The organism is Paeniglutamicibacter psychrophenolicus (assembly GCF_017876575.1).
Lineage (GTDB): Bacteria > Actinomycetota > Actinomycetes > Actinomycetales > Micrococcaceae > Paeniglutamicibacter > Paeniglutamicibacter psychrophenolicus.
The window spans coordinates 2027446-2049268 of sequence record NZ_JAGIOE010000001.1 but is presented as its reverse complement, the minus strand read 5'-3'; the positions used below and the strand labels follow the sequence as shown (position 1 = coordinate 2049268).

Sequence of the window (21823 nt, the reverse complement as noted above, 5' to 3'; positions counted from 1 at the left end):
GATTCCTACTTCACCACGGCGGCGGTCAACTTGGACAGCGGCTCGGCCAGTGCGTCAACCGCTGCGCTCAGTTCCTGCACCTGGGCCTGGTCCAATTCGTCGTAGAACACGAAGCCCTGGCCCTTCTTGTGGCCGTCGAGCAGCTTCTGCAGGGCGTCGAAGTTCTTTTGCAAGGTGGCGTCGAGTTCGGCGTCGGAGTCGGTCAGCAGCGGCTTGAGGTCCTCATAGGCGATGCGGGCGCCATCGACGTTGGCCTGGAAGTCCCAGAGGTCGGTGTGCGACCAGATTTCCTCCTCGCCGGTGACCTTGCCGGTGGCGACCTCGTCGAGAAGTTCCTTGGCGCCGTTGGCGAGCTTGTCCGGGGTGTAGGTCAGCTCGCGGGTGCGTGCGTAGAGTTCCTCGGTGTCGGCAACCATCTTGGTGGCCAATGCGGATCGTTCGGCGTCGCTCATGGCCCGGTATCCGCTGGCCGGCGGCCAAAGGTCCTTTTCCGCGCGGTGCCAGCCGGTCCATTCCTGTCCCTTTTCCAGGTCTGCCTCGCGGGCGTCGAGGATCGGGTCCAGGTCGCCGAAGGATTCGGCGACCGGTTCGATGCGTTCCCAGTGCATGCGCACGCTGGGGTAGAGGTCCTTGGCGGTGGAGGTGTCCCCCGCCGCGAAGGCCTGGGCAAAGTCCTTGGTGCCGGTGACCAGTTGCTCGGTCTGGTCCTTGACGTAGGCGGCGTACAGCGCGACGGCCTGCTTCTGCTTTTCGGCCCGGTCGGTGCTGACGCTCTGGCCCGCCGGTGCCGCGCCCAGGGCAAGCTCGGCCCGGATGCCGTCTCCCACCATGCCAGGCTTGCAGGCGGTGATGTAGTTGCCTTCGGGAGCCACCACGACCAGGTCGCGGCTCAGGCCCGGGCCGATGTTTTCGACTTCGCCGATGATCCGCAGCCCGTCCTGGGCCAACAGGTAGAACTCGGTGACCTGGGTGCCCTCGTTCTTGACGGTGAACTTGACCGTTCCGCCCGGGGCGCTGGTGGTCGAGAGCGTGCAGGCGTCGGCAGTGCTGGTGACCGCGATGGCCCCGTCGCCCTCGGCCTCGGGCGTGTTGGTGGTGCAGCCGGTGATGGACAGGGCTGCCACGGACAGTGCCGCGGTGATCTGCAGCGGGCGAGCGAGTTTCATGAAGGTCCTCGGGGTTGGGTGCGAGAGGGTGTCAGGCGGAGACCGGCTGCGGGGATGCTGCCCGCTTGGCTCCATTGTGGGTGTGGATCTTGCGGAAATAAAGGATTGTCACCGGCACGACGTAGGCGACCCAGGTGATGGCCTCGACCCAGGTGGTGGCGGGCGAGAAATTGAAGATTCCCTTGAGCAGGGTGCCGAGGAAGCCCGAGGGGGCAATGAGGTGCGAGACATCGAAGGCGAGGTGGTGCAGGCCCGGGAGGATTCCGGCTTCCTGCAGGTCATGGACCCCGTAGGCCAGGACGCCGCCGGCGACGACGATCAGCGCGGCCCCGGTCCAGGTGAAGAACTTCGAGAGGTTGATGCGCAGCACGCCGCGGTGCAGCAGTGCACCGAGCCCCACGGCGACCAGGATTCCCAGGGTGGCGCCAAGCAGCGGCTGCCAGGTTTCCCCTGTGGCCCGCGTCGCGGCCCAGAGGAACAGCGCGGTTTCCAGGCCCTCACGCCCCACTGCCAGGGCAGCGACCAGCACCAGCGCCCAGCCCGAACCTTCGGCGGCCTCATCGACCTTGCCGCGCAGGTCGCTGGCCAGCGTCTTTGACGCGCTCGCCATCCAGAAGACCATCCAGGTCACGAATCCGACGGCGAGGATCGACAGTCCTCCGCCGATGGCTTCCTGGGCTTCGAAGGTCAGGCCCCGCGGCCCGAAGGTCAGCAGGGCTCCGAAACCCAGCGAGACGGCGATTGCGACCGCGACGCCGGTGAAGATCCGCGGGATCAGTGCGGTGCGTCCGCTTTTGCGCAGGTAGGCCAGCAGGAGGACAACGAGGAGTACCGCTTCGAGGCCTTCGCGCAGGCCGATAAGGAAGTTTCCGGTCATATCTGGGGTACCTTCGTGGTTCACCGCCGGTCGCAATGGGCCTGCGGGGCAGGCCGTTGGTTGGACTTAGGCGTGACTGGGTTCAATAGGCCATGCACCCATTGCCTAATGAGGTTACGCCCGGCTTAGTTCCCACCGCAAACCGAAATCCGCTTCGATTCGGACGCCGCACAACGCGCCCCGACCGCCGTCAGGCGACAAAACGACATTTCACTTGGGCGGATAAGGAAGCGCCCGGAAAAATGCAGATTCCCGAAGATTGCGAGAAAAGTCGAGGCCCCGGCCCATGATGCTTTCGCTGCCGAAACGCCGTGGCACGGCAAAGGCGGCTCCCAAAGGGAACCGCCTTGTCGCTTGCTTGTTCGCTGGTGTCCGCCGGGTCAGTAGCCCAGGGACTGGCCTGCCATCTTTTCCAGCCTGGCAATGCGGTCGTTCATCGGCGGGTGGGTGGCGAAGAGTTTCTTGGCTCCGCCCAGGAAGGGGTTGGCGATCATCAGGTGCGAGGTGTTCACCAAGCGCTGGTCGTCGGCGGGCAGCGGTGCGCGCTGAACCCCGCCCTCGAGCTTGCGCAGGGCCGAGGCCAGCGCCAGCGGGTCGTTGGTCAGCTTGGCCCCGTCCTCGTCCGCGTCGTATTCGCGGGTGCGGCTGATGGCCATCTGGATGACGGTGGAAGCCAGCGGCGCCAGCAGCGACATGGCGATCAGGGCGATGGGGTTGGCGTTGCGCCGGTCCCCGCCGCCGAAGAAGAGCATCATCTGCGCCACGGAGGTGATGACGCCGGCTACGGCAGCGGCAACCGAGGAGGTGAGGATGTCGCGGTTGTACACGTGCATGAGTTCGTGGCCCAGCACCCCGCGCAGCTCGCGCTCGTTGAGCAGCTGCAGGATTCCCTCGGTGCAGCAGACCGCGGCGTTTTCCGGGTTGCGCCCGGTGGCGAAGGCATTGGGCGCGTTGGTCGGTGAGACGAAGAGGCGCGGCATCGGCTGCTGGGCGGCAACCGAGAGCTCGTGCACGATCCGGTACATGGCCGGCTGGTCCGCCTCGGTGACCGGGTAGGCCTGCATCGAGCGGATCGCCAGCTTGTCGGAATTCCAGTACCCGTAGGCGGTGGTGGCCACGCCGATGAGTGCGAAGATCCAGATGAAGCTGCTGCTTCCGGTTCCCGACGCCAGCAAGGCACCAATGGCCAGCAGCAGCGCGAACAGGCCGCCGAGCAACCCCGCCGTCTTCAGGCCGTTGTTGTGATTGTGCACTGCGGTTCACTCCTCGTTAGACGTTCCGGATTTGCCGGATCGATGCTTGCATACAGTTTACTCAAACCTGCTGTGCGCCGGCTTTGTTCCCGCTGGAGCCCGGCTTTCAGGATCGTGGGTGCCTGGCGTCGTAACGCAGGAATCCCGGCTCCCAGCGCATCAAGGCGGCCGCAACCACGATGCACGCGACGCCGCCGGCCAGCAGCGTGGCTCCCTCGCCCAGCCCGGTGGCCACGGTCCCGGAGAGCATCTCCCCCAACCGCGGCCCGCCGGCGACCACCACGATGAACACGCCCTGCAGGCGTCCGCGCAGGTGGTCGGGCGTCGCGGTCTGCAAGATGGTGGTGCGGAAGACCGAGGAAATCGCGTCCGCGACCCCGGCCAGCGCCATGCAGGCGGCGGCGGGCCAGATCCACGCGCCGGCCGAGCCGTCGGCGGGGACCGGGCCGCGTGCGGCCAGGATGACCACGACCCCGAACAGGCCGATGCTGGCGCCCCAGACACTCACGCAGACGAACACCGCCACGCCCTGGCGGTGGATGCGGCCCACGGGCCCGGAGAACATTCCGGCCAGGAAAGCGCCCATGGCGGTTGCCGCCAGCAACAGTCCCATGGTCAGCTCGCCCCCGCCGATCAGCACCGCGCCGATGGCCGGCAGCAGCGCGCGCGGCGCGGCCAGCACCATGGCCGCCAGGTCGATGAGGAACGTCATGCGCACGTTGGGCTGGGAACCCAGGAACCTGAATCCCTCGATGACCGACCGCAGCCCCGCCTTGGCCGGGGTGCCGGAGGGAGGCATCGACGGCAGCTTGTAGACGGACCAGACGGCGGCGGCATAGGTGAGCACGTCGATGGAGTAGGTCCAGCCGAAGCCGACCTGCGCTACCAGCAGCCCGCCGAGCAGCGGGCCGACCATCTGGGCGATGCCGAAGGTGACCATGTTCAGCGAGTTCGCCGCCGGCAGCAGTTTCAGGCCCACGATGGCCGGGATGATGGCCCCGCGGGTGGGCTGGTTGATGCCGCCGGCCGCCGAGTGGATGGCCACCAGCCCGTAAAGCACCCAGACGTTGTCCACGCCCAGCCAAGCCTGGGCCGCGATGGCGGCGGTGGCCACCCACAGCACCAGGGCGGAGCCCAGGGCGACCTTGCGCCGGTCGTGCGCATCGGCGATCGATCCGCCGTACAGGCCGGTGAGCACCAGCGGCACCAGCGCGAAGGCACCGAGCAGCCCGACGTGCAGGCTGGAACCGGTGAGCGCGTAGACCTCGAGGCTGACCGCCACCAGGGTCAGCTGCCCGCCGACGGCCGCGAGGGCGTTGCCGATCCACAGCCGCTTGAATGCGGGGCTTTCGCGCAAAGGGGTGAGGTCAGCCAGGAGTCGTGCCACGAATCGAGTCTAGCCACAGGCGCCACGCCGAAAAGACCGCTATCTTGACAGATTCAAAATAAGGAGGTGGAATGGATCACATGGACTATTCGGCGCAGATGCGGGACCTCGGCCTGCGGGTTACCCGCGGCCGCTTGGCCGTGCTCGAGGTCCTGGACGAACACCCGCACTCCTCGGCGGAGAAGGTTGTCGATGCGGTCCACCACGCGTTGCCCGATGTTTCCATCCAGTCCGTTTACAACGTGCTTAATGATCTGACGGAGCAGGGCATGCTGCGCCGCTTCAGTCCCCCGCACTCGCCGGCCCTCTACGAGACCCGCGTGAACGACAACCACCACCATGCCATATGCACCAGCTGCGGCCGGATCGAGGATGTGGAATGCGCGGTGGGCCATGCCCCCTGCCTGACCCCCTCGGACAGCCACGGCATGGTCATCCAGATTGCTGATGTCCTTTACCAGGGCATCTGTGAAGACTGCAGGAAGACCGGCGCCGCCTAGCTGCGCTCCGGGACACCGGCAGAAGAGTTACCAACCCACAATGAAGGAGAATCTCTTGAGCGAGAACTTCACCACCACCCAGTCCGGTGCCCCGGTCGCCAGCGACGCACACTCGCTGACCGCCGGTCCCGACGGCATCACCGCGCTTCACGACCGCTACCTCGTCGAAAAGCTGGCCTCGTTCAACCGCGAGCGTGTCCCGGAGCGCAACCCGCACGCCAAGGGCGGCGGCGCCTTCGGCGAGTTCGTCGTGACCGCGGACGTTTCCAAGTACACCCGCGCAGCTGTCTTCCAGCCGGGCGCCAAGTCCGAGACGCTGCTGCGCTTCTCCTCGGTGGCCGGCGAGCAGGGCTCCCCGGACACCTGGCGCGACGTGCGTGGCTTCGCACTTCGCTTCTACACCACCGAGGGCAACTACGACGTCGTGGGCAACAACACCCCGGTGTTCTTCATCCGCGACGGCATCAAGTTCCCGGACTTCATCCACTCGCAGAAGCGTCTGGGCGGCTCCGCCCTGCGCGATGCCGACATGCAGTGGGATTTCTGGACCCTTTCCCCGGAGTCGGCCCACCAGGTCACCTACGTCATGGGCGACCGCGGCCTGCCGACCTCCTGGCGCGAGATGAACGGCTACGGCTCGCACACCTACCAGTGGATCAACGCCGAGGGCGAGCGCTTCTGGGTGCAGTACCACTTCCACTCCCGCCAGGGCGTGCACAACATGGGTGCCGAGGAAGCCGAGAAGCTTGCCGGCTCGGACGCCGACTACTACCGCCGCGACCTGTACGAGAACATCGAGGCCGGCAACTTCCCGACCTGGGACGTCTCGGTGCAGATCATGCCGTACGAAGAGGGCAAGACCTACCGCTTCAACCCGTTCGACATCACCAAGGTCTGGCCGCACGCCGACTACCCGTTGATCCCGGTTGGCCACTTCACGCTGAACCGCAACCCGCGCAACTTCTTCGCCGAGATCGAGCAGGCAGCCTTCTCGCCGTCGAACCTGGTTCCGGGCATCGACATCAGCCCCGACAAGATGCTGATGGCCCGCGTGTTCTCCTACCCGGATGCCCAGCGCAACCGCATCGGCACGAACTACAACCAGCTGCCGGTGAACCAGCCGCACGCGTCCAAGGTGACCACCTACATGCACGAAGGTGCCATGCAGTACCACTTCAACGACACCGATGCGCGCGTCTACACCCCGAACTCCTACGGTGGACCGGCAGCCGATCCGACCCGTGCAGCCGAAGGCAGCTGGGAAAACGACGGCGAGCTGGTGCGCGCCGCGCAGACCCTGCGCTCCGAGGACTCCGATTTCGGCCAGGCAGGCACGCTGTACCGCGACGTCTACAGCGCCGAGTCGAAGGAACGCTTCCACGCAACCCTGCTGGGCCAGGCCAACGGCATCACCCGTGATGACATCCGTGAGCGCTTCTTCCAGTACTGGGGCAGCGTCGATGCAAACCTCGGTGCGATCCTGCGCGACGGCTACGCGGCCGGCGTTGCAGGCTCCACCGACGGTGCAGCAGAAATGGCGTCCAAGGCCTAACCCGCCCCTGGAATCCAACACGTAACAACGGTTCGGCCCGGACTCCCCCCACCATGGTGAGGCCGGGCCGAACCGTTTCCAGTTGCCGACCGGTCATGGATGGCCCCTGGCCCCGGCGGCATCCAAGTACGCGCGGTGCCACCCGAGGCCACGGTGACGGGGCTCGCGCCGCGAACCATCGGGCTACTCGAACACGAGGTCTGCCTGGGTCTGGCTGCCTTGCTTGTCGGCCAGTGTCACCCGGACCACCAACGCGGTCCCGGGCACCGGTGTTCCCTCGACGTTGAATGAGTCCTTTCCCGCACCCGGGCCGGAGCACGAGTATGACACCACGCCGCCGGATTCGGTGGGCTCCGAGCATCCAGCGCCCGTTTCCCGGAACACCGCAAAGGTGCCTTCCCCGGACAGCCGCTCGAAGAGTATGCTCACTGAGCCTCCGGCCCCGAAGGCACGCGCATCCACCAAGACCTCGTACCCATCGCCCGCGGCTTCCACATTGATGTGCTCGGACGTGGCGGGCGGGTCTGTCGGCTCGCTCGGCGTCGGGGTCGGCTCGGTGGGTTCCACCGTCGGGGTCGGAGTCGGCTCGGCGGGCGCCTATGTCGGCTCGGTCGGCTCCACCGTCGGATTGACTGGCGGCGTCGGTTCAGCAGGTTCGCTCGGCGCAGTTTCGGTCGGATCCACGGGTGACGGGTCTACCTCGTCAGGTGTTCTCGAGGTAGTGGGTCCGGGGACCGGGTCGGTGGCATCGGTCGGGGAAGCCTCGGGGAGGCTGCTCCCGGGTTCCGGTTCGTCCAGGGCGACGATGGTTTCGACCTCACGCTGCAGTTCGTTGGTGCGCGGAAGGATCAGGTTCATCCGCCCAACCGCGGGTGGTGCCGCATGGCGCTCGTTCTGCCGGCTACCGCCGATCGGGGAACCCTGCGCCGGTTCCGAGGCAACCGGCAGTATCTGTGGATCGTGGAACCTGTCAACCAGATCCATGGGAATCATGACATCGTCGTCGAAACCAAGTTCATCGTGTGGCACGGTGAGTTGCACCCCCGTCATCGCCGACGGCGGCCTTGCCCCGGTCGCCGGTCTCATTGACGCCGAAGGCCACCCCGGCCACGACGGCGGCCATCGCCACCGCGGTGGCGGCAATGGCAACGGCGTTCGCACCGATGGTTGACCCAAGCACTGCCCAGAAGGTCGCACCCGAGCTTGCCGAACCGGTTCCGGCGGCCACCGTGCCCGTGGCGGCAGAAACGGAACCCGCCGCCGACCCTGCGCCGGAACCGCCCGCGGTTGCCGAAGAGATGGCAGCGGGTATGCCCAGCGCCGTGATCCCGCCCAGGAACAACGGTGCAATGACGCCACGCATGGATGCGCCGACGTCATTGACCTGGACGAGGATTGCCGTGCATTTCGAGCACTCGTTGAGATGCTCTTCGACCTTGGCCTCGTTGCGGGCGCTGAGGCCGCCGCGCGCATACGCCCCCAGCTGGCCGGAGTAGCCGTGGCAGCCGTCCCCCACCGAGGCACCGACATGGCCTTGCAGGTAGGCCTGCCGGAGCCCCTCGCGCGCACGCACCGCGAGGACAGACACCCCGTTGGGGGAAAGGCCCAGCAGGGGAGCTATGCGCGAGGGCTTGAGCCCGTCGATTTCCGTGTACCACAGCACCGCCTGCCAACGTTCGGGCAACGATGAGAACGCCCCGCCGACAATGCCGGATTCAAACTGGTTCATGACCGGGTCGGAATAGTCGTCCCCGGTATCGAAGGTCGTGAATTCGTCGGTCAGCGCCTGGCGTTTTTCCTTGTTGTTGTAGGCGAACGCCAGCCGTGAAACGGTCGTGCACAAGTAGGCACGAAAGAATGCGTCCGGCCCCTTGTCGGTCCGCAGCACGGCAAAGACCTTTTCAAAGCCCTCGGCCGCCAGGTCTTCGGCCTCGTAGGAACTGTTGGAATGGCGGTAGGCAACGCGCAGGGCAGCGTCGTGGTGGCGGGCATACAGAAGTTCCTGGGCGCGCACACTTCCCGCGCGTACTTGGACGATGAGTTCCGAGTCGCCTGGTTCAATTGGCTCCTTGCTGGGGCCAGGGGAAGTATTCACGGATACCTTTCGCTGCGAATGGCTCTACTGTTGCTCCCGCGGAACACCATGGGTTCCTATCCCCAAGTCTCCACGCAGCGTGCCATATACCAAAGACAGACGACGCACGCTTTTGTGACGCAGAAAACGAAGGGAACTTTCGGATCTTTCGCGTCATGTTTGTTCCCCAGGGTTCTCTAAGGAACCATGAAGTATTTTCCCCGTCGGTCCGAGACCGGAATCGGTCCCGAAGCGCTCGTGGAACTCTGGCGTGCAAAGTCCCAGGACCGCGGCTGGCTTCGCGATTCCGACTGGCATTGCTCGGCCACCCGTGTGGCCGCCGTCATGCTGTCCAAACGCCGGGACCCGGATTCGGCCGTTCGGTCGCTCGCTTCCCGCAGGGCCGCCCAGGGCGTGGGGATCGCGGAGTCCCTGACCGACCTCCAGGCACTCTTCGAGGTGTTTCCGCACCCCGATTCCCAAGGCCTCCAGGTGGTCTTTGCCGACGCCTGGGTGGAATCCACGGATCTGTTCAGCCACCAGCTCACGTGCTGGGACCCCGGCAGCGGACTGTCAAACCGGCAGCACTTTGAACGCCGGGTCCATGAACTGGGGTTGGAGCTCGAGCGGGTTCTGGAAAGACATGGCGTCCCCGGGCAGAGCCTGCACCTGGACGTCGAGCCGGTGCCCGTCGACGTAAGGGCGCTTCGACGGCTACTGGGAACCCTGTGGCATTAGGCAAAAACAAGGGCCCATGTTCTCCGCTACTTCGGAAAACACAGGCCCTTGCGCTATACAGTCTAGCCTCGGGAAATCTTGACCATTTCCTCGCGCTCCACAACCTTCACGCGGGCGCGGTCCACCGGACCGTTTGAGGTCTGCGCCGGGGAGGCTGCGGCACCCAGGGAAATCTCGTGGGCGTCCAGCTTCTTCCAGCCGTCCCAGGTCGTGTACTGGACGCCGCGGGATTCCAGCAGCTTGATGATCTCGTCCTCGCCCGGGTGGCTTGCCACCGGCAAAGAGAGGCGATCCTCGAGAAGGTTTCCGATGGTCTCGAGGGCATCGCCCTTCGTGTGGCCGATCAGGCCGACGGGGCCGCGCTTGATCCAACCCGTGGCGTAGAGACCCGGAACATGGGTGCCGTCGGTATCAAGCACGCGCCCACCCTCGTTGGGGATGACACCGCGGCGTTCGTCGAATTCGAGCTCCGCCAGCTCCGAGCCGAGGTAGCCGATGGCGCGGTAGACGGCCTGGACCGGGTAGTCGATGAACTCGCCGGTGCCCTTGACGTTCCCGGTGCCGTCGAGTTCCTGGCGCTCGAACTTGATCCCGGAGACCTTGCCGTCCGCCCCGGTGATCTCGATCGGGTTGTGCAGGAAGTGCAGGTGCAGGCGGCGCGAGGCGCCGGTGTCCTGCTCCTCCACGATCCAGTTGGTCAGCGTGTTGACCATCGTCTTGACCTGGTTGTTCGACTTGATCAACGCGTCCGAGGCCTCGTCGAACTCGAAGTCCTCCGGGTAAAGCACGATGTCGACGTCGCGGCTGTGGCTGAGTTCGCGCAGTTCCAGCGGCGTGAACTTCACCTGGGCCGGGCCGCGGCGGCCAAAGATGTGCACGTCAGTGACGGGCGAGTCCTTCAGGCCCTCAAAGACGTTCTCGGGGATCTCGGTGACCAAGAGATCCTCGGCATGCTTGGAGAGCACCCGGGCCACGTCCAGGGCCACGTTGCCGTTGCCCAGCACCGCGATTTCCTTGGCTTCCAGCGGCCAGGTGCGCGGAACGTCCGGCTGGCCGTCGTACCAGGAGACGAAGTCGGCCGCGCCGAAGGACCCCTCGAGGTCGATTCCCGGGATCTCCATGCGGGCGTCCTTGATGGCGCCGGTGGCGAAGATGACCGCGTCGTACATGTTGCGGATGTCGCGCAGCGTCAGGTCCCGGCCGTAGGTCACGTTGCCCAGGAAGCGGATGTCGCCGCGGTCAAGCACCTTGTGCAGGGCATTGACGATGCCCTTGATGCGCGGGTGGTCCGGGGCGACGCCGTAGCGGATCAGCCCGTAGGGTGCCGGGTAGGCGTCAAGCAGGTCGATGCTGACCTCGAACTCGCGCTCTGCCTTGGTCAGGATGTCGGCAGCATAAACGCCGGCCGGACCTGCCCCGATAATGGCGACACGGAGCGGGCGTACTGCTGAATCGGACACGAGGGAGGTTCCTTCCGGAGAATGATCACTGGACAGCGCAAATAGCGCACACCCAACTAGTCTAATTGGCACCGGTCGCCGAACGTGAACCATTGTGGGGATGCTCACGCCCTGGGTGCCCTGCCCCCGCTTGCTGTGGGCAATCAGCACGTTCCGGCACCGCATCCGGGCCTCCGGCGGGCGCGGGCCCGCGATAGGCTCACATAGAAGGGGCAAAACGTGCCCCAACACGACGCCAAACACCCATGCTACCCGTGAGCATCGTGAACCGGCGCCTGGCCGACCCAAGACCTGCGCGAATCCCTGACGGGTTCGCGCGCCCGGAATGGAACCAATGCACGCCCTGTTGAGTCGATCATGACCCAAACGCCGTCCACAGCAACGACCACCGCCATCGCGGGCGGGCCCGCCGAACGCACCAGGGGCCTGCTCCAGGGCCTGGGTGCATACGGCCTGTGGGGACTGCTGCCGCTGTACTTCCTGACCATCGCCATCGCCTCCCCCTGGGAGATCGTTGCCAGCCGCATCGTCTGGTCGCTGGTTTTCTGCGCGATCCTGTTGACCGTGACAAAGAACTGGGGGCATTTCCTCGCGCTGGGCCGTGACCGCCAGGCGATGGTTCGCCTGTCGGTGGCCTCGGTGCTCATTGCGGTGAACTGGTTGACCTACACCTATGCGGTGCTCAACGGGCATGCGGCGGAGGCCGCCCTGGGATACTTCATCAACCCGCTGGTATCCATTGCCCTGGGCGTGATCTTCCTGAAGGAAAAACTGCGCAGGTTGCAGTGGGTGGCCATCGGGTTCGGGCTGGCAGCGGTCATCACGCTCACCTTTGCCTACGGCAACGTCCCCTACATCGCGTTGACCCTGGCGTTTTCCTTCGGCCTGTACGGCTTCGTGAAAAACCGCGTGGGCCGCACCGCCACGGCACTGACGTCCCTGAGCATGGAAACAGCGATCCTCGCCCTCCCGGCCCTGGGGTTCCTGGTCTGGCTGGTCGCCTCGAACACCGACACTGTTCTTTCCGCCGGGCCGGCACACTTCTGGCTGCTGGCCGCCAGCGGAATCATCACCGCCGTCCCGTTGCTGCTCTTCGGGGCCGCGGCGCGGCGCCTTCCGCTGACGACGCTGGGCACCTTGCAGTTCCTGGCCCCGATCCTGCAGTTCATCGTGGCCCTGGTGGTCTTCAATGAACCCATGCCGGTGGAACGGCTGATTGGTTTTGCCTTGGTCTGGGTCGCCGTGGCCATGCTGTGCATCGACATGGCCCGACAGCCACGCCGGCTCACCGCGATAAAGGTTTCCTAGACCGCTTTCGCACCCCGGAATTCGGCGTGGCCATCGCGGCGGCTCCAGGGGCGTTCGGGTAGGGGATCAAAAAAAGGGACCGATCCGGTCGTCCAAAGTGAACTGGACGACCGGATCGGTCCCTTTCGTGGTCTGGCGCTAGCCCATGGGCTAGGCGTTGGCGCGGATCGCACCCTCGAGGACTTCGAACGCCTCGGCCAGCAGCTCGTCGCTGATGACCAGCGGCGGCAGCAGGCGGATGACGTTGCCGTAGGTTCCGCAGGTGAGGATCAGCACGCCGGCAGCCAGGCAGTCGGCGGCGATCTTCTTGGTGATCTCCGCATCCGGCTCGGTGCCGCCGGCCTTGACCAGCTCGATGGCAACCATGGCGCCGCGGCCGCGGATGTCACCGATGACCGAAACCTCGGAGGCGATCTTGCGCATGCGGGTGAAGAACTGTTCTTCGATCTCGCGGGCGCGGGCCGCGAGATCGTGCTCTTCCATGTACTTGATGGTTTCCAGTGCTGCAGCGACGGCAACCGGGTTGCCGCCGTAGGTGCCGCCCAGGCCGCCGGGGTGGACCGAGTCAAGCAGCTCGGCGCGTCCCACGATGCCCGACAGCGGCATGCCACCGGCGATGCCCTTGGCCACGGTGATGATGTCCGGGACGATGCCCTCGATGTCGGAGGCGAACCAGGCACCGGCGCGGCAGAAGCCGGCCTGCACCTCGTCGGCGACGAAGACGATGCCCTGCTCCTTGGCCCATTCGGCGATGCGGCCCAGGAAGCCCTCGGCCGGGACGATGAAGCCGCCCTCGCCCTGGATCGGTTCGATGATGATTGCAGCGATCTGGTCGCCGCCGATCTGCTTCTCCATGGCCAGGATGGCGCGCTCGGCGGCTTCCTTGCCCGAAATGTTCGGGTTTTCCTCGCGGTACGGGTAGCTCATCGGCATGCGGTAGATTTCCGGTGCCAGCGGGCCGAAGCCTCGCTTGTACGGGGCTGCCTTGGCGGTCAGGCCCATGGTGAGGTTGGTGCGGCCGTGGTAGGCGTGGTCGAAGGCGACAACTGCCTGGCGGCCGGTGGCCACGCGGGCAACCTTGATGGCGTTCTCCACGGCCTCGGAACCGGAGTTGAAGAAGACTGCCTTCTTCGCGTGGGTGCCAGGGGTGATTTCGGCAAGCTTCTCGGCCAGCTCGACGTAGCCCTCGTACGGGGTGACCATGAAGCAGGTGTGGGTGAAGCGGGCGGCCTGTGCGGCAACCGCTGCGGCAACCTTTTCGTTGGAGGCGCCCACGGACGTCACGGCGATGCCGGATCCCAGGTCGATGATCGAGTTGCCGTCGACATCGACGATGATGCCGCCGTCGGCATCCGCGACGTACACCGGAAGAGCCGAGGCCACGCCCGCGGCGACGGCGTTGGTGCGGCGTGCCGCCAGCTCCACCGACTTCGGTCCGGGGAATGCGCCGTTGATCTGTCGTTTTTGTTCAATGCGGTAGGTGATGGCCATGAACGTTCAGTCCTTTCCCGGACCCGGTTCCCCCAGGTTGCACCATTCGGCGGCAATTGCGACGAAGACGCGCGGGGAAACCCGGTGATGTGGTGGTGTTTTCTACCTCGAAGCCTATGCCGTGGCGCGGAGCACCCGCCAGTGGAATTGGCACAGTCGACCTCGCGGATTGCAGTGCAAATGCACAGGGGGCAGGGGGCGTTTTCCCATGCACGATCGGCCCGGTGCGGCGGCAGTTTGTTCCTGCCGCCGCACCGGGCCGATCAAGGGGTTGGACGTGTGGCTGCACCTGGGTGCATCTACAGCTCCGGAGCGATTTCCTCGGGCAGGTTGCCCTCGTCCTCGGGGTGCCGGGCCAGGTTGACCAGGGAGAGGATAAGCCCGCCCCAAATCGTGACCATGGCGATGATCATCATGGTGATGGCAATGGGAGTCATGCCGCATCCTCCACTTTCTCTGCGGCCAGCGCGGCCGCGTATTCGGGATCATTGAGCTTGGACTTCGAGCTCCACGGAATCAGCGTGAGCAGAATCGCGCCGAGGACCAAGGCACCGGCCATTCCCCAGCCGAACACCCCGACGAACCAGACCGGGTAGCCCTCATACGTCTCGGTGATCTTGGTCGCGAACTCGTTGTACAGGATGTAGCCGAGCACCACCGGGGCGATCACGGAGACCAGGACGATCCAGACGGTGCGCATGCGCACCGAGGAGAACTTGTTGAGGTGGTCCGAAAGCATCGGCAGCTTGCGCAGGCCCCAGGCCACGAGGATCACTGCGACCAGGGCGCCGGCGAGGATGCCGAAGCTGTTCACGAACGCGTCGAAGGTGTCCAGCAGGTACAGTCCGGTAGCCGTCGGGAAAAGCAACAGCGACACGAACGCCACCGGGATGCTCACCGCCAGCGAGGCCTTCACGCGCGACCATCCCAGCTTGTCCTGCACTGCTGCGACGATGACCTCGAGGATCGAGATCAGCGAGGTCACCCCGGCAAAGACCAGCGACCCGAAGAACAGCACGCCCATCAGCGCGCCCAGCGGCGCCTCGGAGACGATCGTGGGGAAGGCGATGAAGGCCAGGCCGATGCCCGGAACCGCCACGTCCCCCACGGCCGTTCCGGCGGTGAAGGCCATGAAGCCCAGGGCCGCGAAGACTCCGATGCCCGCGAGGATCTCGAAGCCGGAGTTGGCGAATGCGACAACCATGCCCGAACCGGTCAGGTCCGTCTTGCGCTTCAGGTAGGAGGAGTAGGTGACCATGATGCCGAAGGCCACCGACAACGAGAAGAAGATGTGGCCGTAGGCTGCCGCCCACACCCCCGGGTTGCCCAGCGCTTCCCAGTTGGGGGTGAAGAATGCATTCAGACCATCGATGGCCCCGGGCAGGAACAGCGACTGGACGACCAGGATGATGAACATGACGACCAACAGCGGCAGGAACACCGCGTTGGCGCGGGAGATGCCCTTGTTCACGCCGGCGACCATGATGCCGATGACGGCAACCCAGGTGATCAGCAGCGGCCAGAACACACCCGGCACGAAGTTGAACCCGACGTTGACGGTCTCGGAGACCTGGAGGAATTCTCCGGTGAAGAAGGCCCCAGGGTCCCCGCCCCAAGCCTTCGTCATCGAAAACCAGGTATACATGGCGGCCCAGGCAATGATGACCGCATAGTAGATGGCGATGATGAAGCAGACAAGGACCTGCCACCAGCCAAGGACCTCTGCGCTACGGTGTAGCCGGCGGTAGGCCAGCGGCGCGGAACCACGGAACTTGTGCCCGATCGCATAGTCGAGGAAGAGCAGGGGAATGCCCGCGCTCAGCAGTGCCGCCAGATACGGAACCAGGAAAGCGCCGCCACCGTTTTCATATGCGATGTAGGGGAAGCGCCAGATGTTACCCAGGCCGACGGCGGAGCCGATGGCCGAGAGTATGAAAAGTTTTCGCGTAGAGAATGTTTCCCTGCGCACCAGGTCGGGTTTTCCGCCCTGGACTGAAGATGGAGTGGTCATGGACCAACGTTACCCAAGATTGCATCCCAACTTGTGAATTGAATCCCTTAAGCGGTCTCTTCCGACCTTCTCCGTAGTACGAGTGCACAAAAAATCTCCTAGTATTAGTGCATGGCGATCACCCTGTTGAAACTTCTTGAGTCCCGCACCCTTGGGCTCAAGGCCCACACCGACATCTCCGGGGTGGGACACAAACCCATTGAGTGGGCCGCCGTCACCGAACTGCGCGATCCCTCCCCCTTCCTCAGCGGAGGGGAAATCGTGCTCACCACGGGACTGCGGCAAAACACGATTGCCAACCAGGAGGCCTTCGTCGCCACGGTCCACGGTGCGGGCGCCCTGGCGCTGGGCTACGGGACCGGCCTGAGCCACCGCAGCGTCCCGGCCGCGGTGATCCGCAAGGCCACCGAGCTGGGCCTGCCCGTGTTCGAGGTCCCCTACGAAACCCCTTTCGTCGCCATCACCAAGCTCATCGCCGACGCCTTGAACGACGACCACCTCAAGCGCCTCGAGCAGCTTCTCCAGGGACACCAGCAACTCGCCTCCACCCTGCTGACCGGCGGGTTGCGTGCCATGTTGCGCGAACTGGCCCGGATGCTTGGCACCGCGGTGGCCCTGACGCAATATGCCGCCCGGATCCACGGACCCGAATTGGGCGACGACACCTGGCACGAGGTGCCCATCGCCACCGGGCTGCGGGACAAGTGCACCCTTTACCTGTCCGAGCCCTACGAGCATGACGGGTTGGTGCACTATGCCCAGGGCCTGATCGGCCTGGAACTGGCCAACCAGGCCAGGTTGCGCGAATCCAACCGGCTGGTCGCCGGGCAGGCGTTCTCCGATCTGATGGCCGGAACCCTCAAGGGCTCGGAGGCCAACGCGAGGCTCCAGGGAATCGGCGTGGTTCCCAGCCAGCCGCACTCGGTGGTGCTGGTCGCCGCGGCCCCGGGCCAGGAAAAGGCCCTGCGCACCCTGCCCATCCCGCCGCAATTCGAGCACATCGTCTCGGCCATCGTCGAGGACCGGCTGGCATTGGTGGTGGCACGCAACGACGGCACCGAGGTCGCCGACGGGATCGACAGCTACCTCCAGGGTGCGGGCATCGGGGCGCGTGTCGGGTTCGGCGGCGGCTACACCCAACCCAACGGCCTGCGTTGGAGCTTCTTCGAGGCCATCGAGGCCTTGCGTCACGGCGAACGCATCAACACCCCTTCCAAGCTGTCCCTGACGTCGCTTCTGCTGGCAGCCCGCGACGTGCCGCTGCAGGCCCTGGCGCAAGAGGCCCTGGAGCCGCTGCAGGTCTTTGACAAGAAGCACTCGGCCGAGTTGTTGGGCACATTGCGCAGCTACCTGGAACTCGACGGAAGCGTCGGCGCTGTTGCCGAGGCCCTGGGGTTGCACCGGAACACCGTGCGCTACCGGCTGCAGCAAATCAGCGAGCTCTCCGGCTACGACCCCACCACCACCGCGGACCGGGTGCAATTGTGGCTGGCGCTGACCGCCTTGGACCTGAACTAGGGCGCTGGCCGACTAAGATGGTGGGCATGGCTGAAATGTTCCTTGAGAAGTTCCGTTCGCTGGTTCCGCTTTACCTCGAGGACGAGTGGCAAGTTGAAGACGGACTGACCGAATCCGAAATCGAAGACGCCCTGTCCGAGGTCGGCTCCCCCATCCCGCTGGTCCTGCGCGAGTTCTACATGGCCCTGGGCGGCTGCGAGGACCTCATGGAGGCCTACCACTACTTCTTCGACCCCGATGAGCTCGAGATCGAAGACGGCTACCTCTTGTTCCTGGAGGACGAAGAGGAAAAGTACGTGTGGGGCATCCGCGTGGACCAGCTCGAGGTCCCGGACCCGATCGTGTACCGCCGCCAGAACGCCCGCGGCATCTGGAAGTCCGAGGAAGGCACCTTCAGCGAATACGTCCTGGACATGTTCACCTGGGTGTTCGACGAGCTCTCCCCCGAGCTGAACAACTAACGCACGGCCCATGGGCGGATTATGGAAATCGCATGCCCCGCAAGGCTATGCCTGCCCGTTTTGTGAGCTGCTGGCCGGAGGTACGCTCTCGGAGAGAAACCTCTGTGTGCCCTCGGACCTGATCTACCGCACCGAATCCGTCGCGGTCATCATGGCCTGTGACGGCTTCGGTCCCTATGGCGGGCATGCGATGGTCATCCCGGTCCAGCACCACGAGGCGCTCTACGACCTGCCCGACGAGGTCGCCGCGAACATCATGTTGGAAACCAGGCGCATCGCCCTGGCCATGAAACAGGCTTGGAACCCGGAGGGCACCAGCACCCGGCAGCACAACGAGCCGGCCGGGAACCAGCACGTGTGGCACTACCACCAGCATGTCTTTCCGCGCTTCCCCGGAGACAACCTCTATGGGCACCTGCGCCACCGCGTATCGGTGGAGGAACGCGCGCAAAAGGCCGCCCGGTTGCGGGCGGCCCTTGACGAGGCGAACCTTTGGGGAGAAACCCCCGAAGGATTCAGTTTTTAGTTCTTGGTGTCCAACCCCGGCCTAGAGCTCGCGGGTGACCACGGCGTCGGCAAAGGCGGCCAGGGATTCCTTGACGGTTCCCTCCGGCAGCGGAGCCAGGGCCTCGATGGCGGCATCGGCCCAGTGCCGGGCCACGTCCCAGGCCTGGTTGGTCGCGGGGTTTGAGGCCACCGCGGCCACGGCGCTGGCCAGCGCGGCGTCCTCGGTCAGGTCCCCGTCCACCAGCTCCAGCACCTTCGCCGCTGCGGTGTCCCCGGCCGCTGCGGCATCGCGCATCAGCAGGATCGGCAGCGTCGGGACGCCCTCGCGCAGGTCTGTGCCCGGGGTCTTGCCCGAACGGACCTGCGCGCCGGTGACGTCGATGACGTCGTCGGCGACCTGGAAGGCCACCCCGACCTTCTCGCCGTAGGAACGCAGCACCTCCACGTATTGCGCCACCCCTCCAAAGAGCGCGCCGAAGGCACCGGAGGTGGCCAACAGCGATGCGGTCTTGTCGGAGATGACGTTCAGGTGGTGCTCGATCGGGTCGTCGTCCTCGCGCGGGCCGACGGATTCGTGCAGCTGGCCCAGGCAGAGCCGCTCGAAGGTGCGCGCCTGCATGGACACGGCCTCCGGTCCCAGCTCCGCGCCGATCACCGAGGCGCGGGCGAAGATCAAGTCGCCGGTGAGGATGGCCACGGAGTTGCCCCAGACCTCGTGCGCGGTGGGAGCGCCGCGGCGCAGCGGCGCCGAGTCCATGACGTCGTCGTGGTAAAGCGTGGCCAGGTGGGTCAGTTCCACGATGGCAGCGGCCTTGATGACGTCCTCGGTCACGCCGTCACCCAGCAGGGAAGCGAGGATCACCAGCAGGGGCCGGATGCGCTTGCCACCGGCCTCGACCAGGTGTCGGCTGGTGGCATCGATCAGCGGGTCGGAATTGGCGATCGCATCGCGCAGCAGCTTCTCTACCTTGGCCAGCCCGGTGGCGATGGCGGGACCGAACTCGGGGTCCTGGGCGATGAGCCCAAAACCGCCGGGAAGGTTGACCGCGGCGGCCAGCACGCTGGTTTCCGGGTTCAAATCGAAGGAGTCGTGCACGCCGTGTCCGGCAGCTGTCCAGTTTGTCTGGGAATCGGTCACTGTTCTAAGACTTACTATCTCTCGACGGTCGGCTCCAGGGGCGGCGGGTGGCCGATTCTGGGTGCTGGTCGGTTGGCACCAGCTGCTCAAGTACAAGGTTCACTCTATCGCCATTCACCGCGGGGGCTCCCTTTGTGCCGGGATCGCGGCAGGTCGAGGACCCCGGGGAGACGCACTTGGCCATTCTCAGGCCCGTGGCTTGGTGGCCCGGTGCACCGCCACGATGCCTCCGGAGAGGTTGCGGTAGCGGCAGTTTTCCCAGCCGGCTTCCTGGATCCACGCGGCCAGCCCGTCCTGGGTGGGCCAGGCACGGATGGATTCGGCCAGGTAAACGTAGGCGGCGGGATTGGAGGAAAGCTTGGTGGCCACCGGCGGCAGCGCCCGCATCAGGTACTCGGAGTAAACGGTGCGGAACGGGGCGAAGGTGGGGTGGGAGAACTCGGCAATGACCAGGGTTCCGCCGGGCTTGGTCACTCGCAGCATTTCCGCCAGCGCCAGCTTGGGCTCATTGACGTTGCGCAGCCCGAAACTGATGGTGGAGGCATCGAAGCTGTTCTCGGCGAAGGGCAGGTTGGTGGCGTCCCCGGCAACGAAGTCGATGTCGGGACGGCGGCGCTTGCCGACCTTCAGCATGCCCTGGGAGAAATCGCACGCCACGACGCCGATTCCGGCATCCGCGTACGGTTCCGATGAGGTTCCGGTGCCCGCGGCCAGGTCAAGGACCCGCTGGCCGCGCTTGGCGCCCACCGCCTCGACGACGATCTTGCGCCATCGCCGGGTCTGGCCCAGGGAGAGGACGTCGTTCATCACGTCGTAACGCGGGGCGACATCATCAAACATGGCTTGGACTTCTTCGGGGCGCTTTTCCAGCGATGCACGGCTCACCGTTTCATTGTTGCAAAGTTCACCGGCATCGGGAAAACCCTTGCGGCTCCGGCGCCCGGGTGAGCGGGGCCACTACCGCCCCATGGGGCCCGTTCGGCGGCGGTAAGCTAGGCAGATCATGACTTCGCAAATTTCCGCCGCATTGGGAACCCCGGCCCCGGGCACCGTCCCGCTCCTGCGTTCGATCACCGTCCAGCGGCCGGCCATGAGCGAGCACGGCCTGCTCGACTACATCACCCGCGACGATTCCCTGGTGTGGTCCCGTCATGGCGAGGGAACCATCGGTTTTGGCCAGGTGGCGAGGTTCGAATCCACCGGCCCCCAGCGTTTTGCCCTGGCACACGCGTGGTGGGATGCGGTTTCCGATGCGGCGCAGGTAAGTGACCCGCTGGATTTACCGGGCACGGGGCTGATCGCCTTCGGGGCGTTCGCCTTCTCGTTTTCCAGCAACTATTCCTCGCGCTTGATCGTGCCGCGGATCGTGGTGGGCCGCAACGAGACCTGCAGCTGGATCACCTACACCGTGGCGGACCCGGAGACGGAACTGAGCGCGGAGGCGGCCGAGGCGGAACTGGCTGCCTTGCTGGAGGACTACTCCCCCGAGCACGAGCTGGGGGAGGGCCTCGACCGGCTCGTGGCCGGGCAAATCTCGGAGCAGGAATACAAGGACTCGGTGCGCAAGGGTGTTGCGGTCATCGAATCCGGTGCCGCGACCAAGCTGGTGCTCGCCCGCGACGCGGTGGCCGAGCTCGCTTCCCCGATCGCCGTCGCCCAGGTCCTGCGCCAGCTGGTGCTGCGCTACGACGACTGCTGGACCTACTCGGTGGACGGGCTCATCGGAGCCACCCCCGAAATGTTGGTGCGCGTGCGCGGGGACATTGCCGAGGCCAGGGTCCTGGCCGGGACCCTTGACCGAGCCACTGCCCCGAGCGGGGATTCCCGCTACGCCCACCGCATGCTGATCGAGGACGAGAAGCAGCGCCACGAGCACCAGTTGGCCATCGACTCGCTCACCGAGCAGCTCGGCCCGCTTTCCTCGGGCATGGACGCCCCTGACGAGCCCTTTGTCCTGCAGCTGCCCAACGTCTGGCACCTGGCCTCGGATGTCAAGGCGTCCCTCGCGGCGAGGGCCGACGGTTCGGTGCCCAGCGTGCTTGATTTGGCCGAGGTCTTCCACCCGACGGCAGCCGTGTGCGGGACTCCCACCAAGGAGGCGGGCCGGATCCTGCGCGAGCTTGAAGGTATGGACCGCGGGCCCTACGCAGGACCCGTGGGATGGATCGATACCCGCGGAAACGGCGAGTTCGGCATTGCCCTGCGTGGTGGAGTCATCGAATCACCCACCTCGGTTAGGCTCTACGCCGGGTGCGGCGTAGTTGCCGCTTCCGATCCGGTGGCCGAGCTTGCCGAGTCCTGGGCCAAGATGCGTCCCATGCGCGAGGCACTTGGCATCTAGGTTTTTGGGCAAGCCCACGTCGTACAACGATTGAACAACGA

General features: G+C 65.6%; 21 protein-coding genes. 8 read left to right on the top strand and 13 right to left on the bottom strand.

All coding sequences use genetic code 11. The features are described 5' to 3' along the window. Window positions 1-5: 5 nt before the first annotated feature. The 4 genes from efeO to JOF46_RS09170 form a co-directional block, all read right to left on the bottom strand. Window positions 6-1166 carry an iron uptake system protein EfeO gene (gene efeO / locus JOF46_RS09185; protein ID WP_209907044.1) on the bottom strand — a complete coding sequence of 387 codons (1161 nt, stop codon included), beginning with the start codon at window positions 1164-1166 and terminating at the stop codon, window positions 6-8. A gap of 31 nt (window positions 1167-1197) precedes the next feature. Then, window positions 1198-2043 carry an iron uptake transporter permease EfeU gene (gene efeU / locus JOF46_RS09180; protein WP_209907043.1) on the bottom strand — a complete coding sequence of 282 codons (846 nt, stop codon included), beginning with the start codon at window positions 2041-2043 and terminating at the stop codon, window positions 1198-1200. A 380-nt stretch (window positions 2044-2423) separates the two neighbouring features. Next, window positions 2424-3296: a zinc metalloprotease HtpX gene (gene htpX / locus JOF46_RS09175; protein WP_209907042.1), complete on the bottom strand. Its 873-nt coding sequence runs from the start codon at window positions 3294-3296 to the stop codon at window positions 2424-2426. Between the two features lie 106 nt (window positions 3297-3402). Then, window positions 3403-4683, bottom strand: a complete 1281-nt coding sequence (locus JOF46_RS09170) for an MFS transporter (RefSeq protein ID WP_209907041.1) — start codon at window positions 4681-4683, stop codon at window positions 3403-3405. Window positions 4684-4754: 71 nt separating this feature from the next. Here JOF46_RS09170 and JOF46_RS09165 point away from each other — a divergent pair, with 71 nt between their 5' ends. Then, window positions 4755-5183: a Fur family transcriptional regulator gene (locus JOF46_RS09165; protein WP_209907040.1), complete on the top strand. Its 429-nt coding sequence runs from the start codon at window positions 4755-4757 to the stop codon at window positions 5181-5183. A gap of 40 nt (window positions 5184-5223) precedes the next feature. After that, the gene (locus JOF46_RS09160) at window positions 5224-6735 is read left to right on the top strand and encodes a catalase (RefSeq protein WP_425355043.1); all 1512 of its coding nucleotides are present in this window, start codon (window positions 5224-5226) and stop codon (window positions 6733-6735) included. Window positions 6736-6918: 183 nt separating this feature from the next. On the opposite strand, the gene JOF46_RS09155 is transcribed toward JOF46_RS09160, so the two are convergent. From JOF46_RS09155 to JOF46_RS09145, 3 genes are read right to left on the bottom strand one after another with little or no spacing between them, the layout of a single operon-like run. After that, window positions 6919-7302, bottom strand: a complete 384-nt coding sequence (locus JOF46_RS09155) for a hypothetical protein (RefSeq protein ID WP_209907038.1) — start codon at window positions 7300-7302, stop codon at window positions 6919-6921. 30 nt (window positions 7303-7332) lie between these two features. Beyond that, window positions 7333-7764 carry a hypothetical protein gene (locus tag JOF46_RS09150; RefSeq protein WP_209907037.1) on the bottom strand — a complete coding sequence of 144 codons (432 nt, stop codon included), beginning with the start codon at window positions 7762-7764 and terminating at the stop codon, window positions 7333-7335. Further along, window positions 7751-8830 carry a sigma-70 family RNA polymerase sigma factor gene (locus JOF46_RS09145; protein WP_209907036.1) on the bottom strand — a complete coding sequence of 360 codons (1080 nt, stop codon included), beginning with the start codon at window positions 8828-8830 and terminating at the stop codon, window positions 7751-7753. Before JOF46_RS09145 ends, JOF46_RS09150 begins: the two co-directional genes overlap by 14 nt. A gap of 186 nt (window positions 8831-9016) precedes the next feature. Between JOF46_RS09145 and JOF46_RS09140 the strand changes: the two genes are divergently transcribed. Then, window positions 9017-9547 carry a hypothetical protein gene (locus JOF46_RS09140; protein WP_209907035.1) on the top strand — a complete coding sequence of 177 codons (531 nt, stop codon included), beginning with the start codon at window positions 9017-9019 and terminating at the stop codon, window positions 9545-9547. Between the two features lie 62 nt (window positions 9548-9609). On the opposite strand, the gene JOF46_RS09135 is transcribed toward JOF46_RS09140, so the two are convergent. Further along, the gene (locus JOF46_RS09135) at window positions 9610-11007 is read right to left on the bottom strand and encodes an FAD-dependent oxidoreductase (RefSeq protein WP_209907034.1); all 1398 of its coding nucleotides are present in this window, start codon (window positions 11005-11007) and stop codon (window positions 9610-9612) included. A gap of 357 nt (window positions 11008-11364) precedes the next feature. On the opposite strand from JOF46_RS09135, the gene rarD reads away from it, so the two are divergent. Further along, window positions 11365-12315, top strand: coding sequence for an EamA family transporter RarD (gene rarD, locus JOF46_RS09130; RefSeq protein ID WP_209907033.1), 951 nt, complete (start codon window positions 11365-11367; stop codon window positions 12313-12315). Window positions 12316-12465: 150 nt separating this feature from the next. On the opposite strand, the gene gabT is transcribed toward rarD, so the two are convergent. From gabT to JOF46_RS09115, 3 genes are all read right to left on the bottom strand, one after another. Further along, a complete protein-coding gene (gene gabT, locus JOF46_RS09125) occupies window positions 12466-13806 on the bottom strand; it encodes a 4-aminobutyrate--2-oxoglutarate transaminase (RefSeq protein WP_113762302.1) in 1341 nt (446 codons plus the stop codon). A gap of 299 nt (window positions 13807-14105) precedes the next feature. After that, entirely contained in the window at window positions 14106-14243 is a 138-nt protein-coding gene (locus JOF46_RS09120) for a methionine/alanine import family NSS transporter small subunit (protein ID WP_209907032.1), read from the bottom strand. Next, window positions 14240-15817 (bottom strand): sodium-dependent transporter, encoded by a 1578-nt coding sequence (locus JOF46_RS09115; protein ID WP_209907031.1) that lies wholly within the window; start codon window positions 15815-15817, stop codon window positions 14240-14242. The genes JOF46_RS09120 and JOF46_RS09115 overlap by 4 nt, the downstream gene beginning before the upstream one ends. 111 nt (window positions 15818-15928) lie before the next feature. Here JOF46_RS09115 and JOF46_RS09110 point away from each other — a divergent pair, with 111 nt between their 5' ends. Genes JOF46_RS09110 through JOF46_RS09100 form a run of 3 tightly spaced genes read left to right on the top strand, consistent with a single transcriptional unit; the run spans window position 15929 to window position 18322 of the window. After that, window positions 15929-17335 (top strand): PucR family transcriptional regulator, encoded by a 1407-nt coding sequence (locus tag JOF46_RS09110; protein WP_209907030.1) that lies wholly within the window; start codon window positions 15929-15931, stop codon window positions 17333-17335. Window positions 17336-17361: 26 nt separating this feature from the next. Further along, window positions 17362-17796, top strand: a complete 435-nt coding sequence (locus tag JOF46_RS09105; RefSeq protein ID WP_209907029.1) for an SMI1/KNR4 family protein — start codon at window positions 17362-17364, stop codon at window positions 17794-17796. A 10-nt stretch (window positions 17797-17806) separates the two neighbouring features. Beyond that, window positions 17807-18322, top strand: a complete 516-nt coding sequence (locus JOF46_RS09100) for an HIT family protein (RefSeq protein WP_209907028.1) — start codon at window positions 17807-17809, stop codon at window positions 18320-18322. Window positions 18323-18343: 21 nt separating this feature from the next. On the opposite strand, the gene JOF46_RS09095 is transcribed toward JOF46_RS09100, so the two are convergent. Together JOF46_RS09095 and JOF46_RS09090 are read right to left on the bottom strand one after the other, a co-directional pair. Continuing rightward, window positions 18344-19441, bottom strand: coding sequence for a polyprenyl synthetase family protein (locus JOF46_RS09095; RefSeq protein ID WP_209907027.1), 1098 nt, complete (start codon window positions 19439-19441; stop codon window positions 18344-18346). A 186-nt stretch (window positions 19442-19627) separates the two neighbouring features. After that, a complete protein-coding gene (locus tag JOF46_RS09090; protein ID WP_209907026.1) occupies window positions 19628-20326 on the bottom strand; it encodes a demethylmenaquinone methyltransferase in 699 nt (232 codons plus the stop codon). 118 nt (window positions 20327-20444) lie between these two features. Between JOF46_RS09090 and JOF46_RS09085 the strand changes: the two genes are divergently transcribed. Further along, window positions 20445-21782, top strand: a complete 1338-nt coding sequence (locus JOF46_RS09085; RefSeq protein ID WP_209907025.1) for an isochorismate synthase — start codon at window positions 20445-20447, stop codon at window positions 21780-21782. Window positions 21783-21823 lie beyond the last annotated feature (41 nt).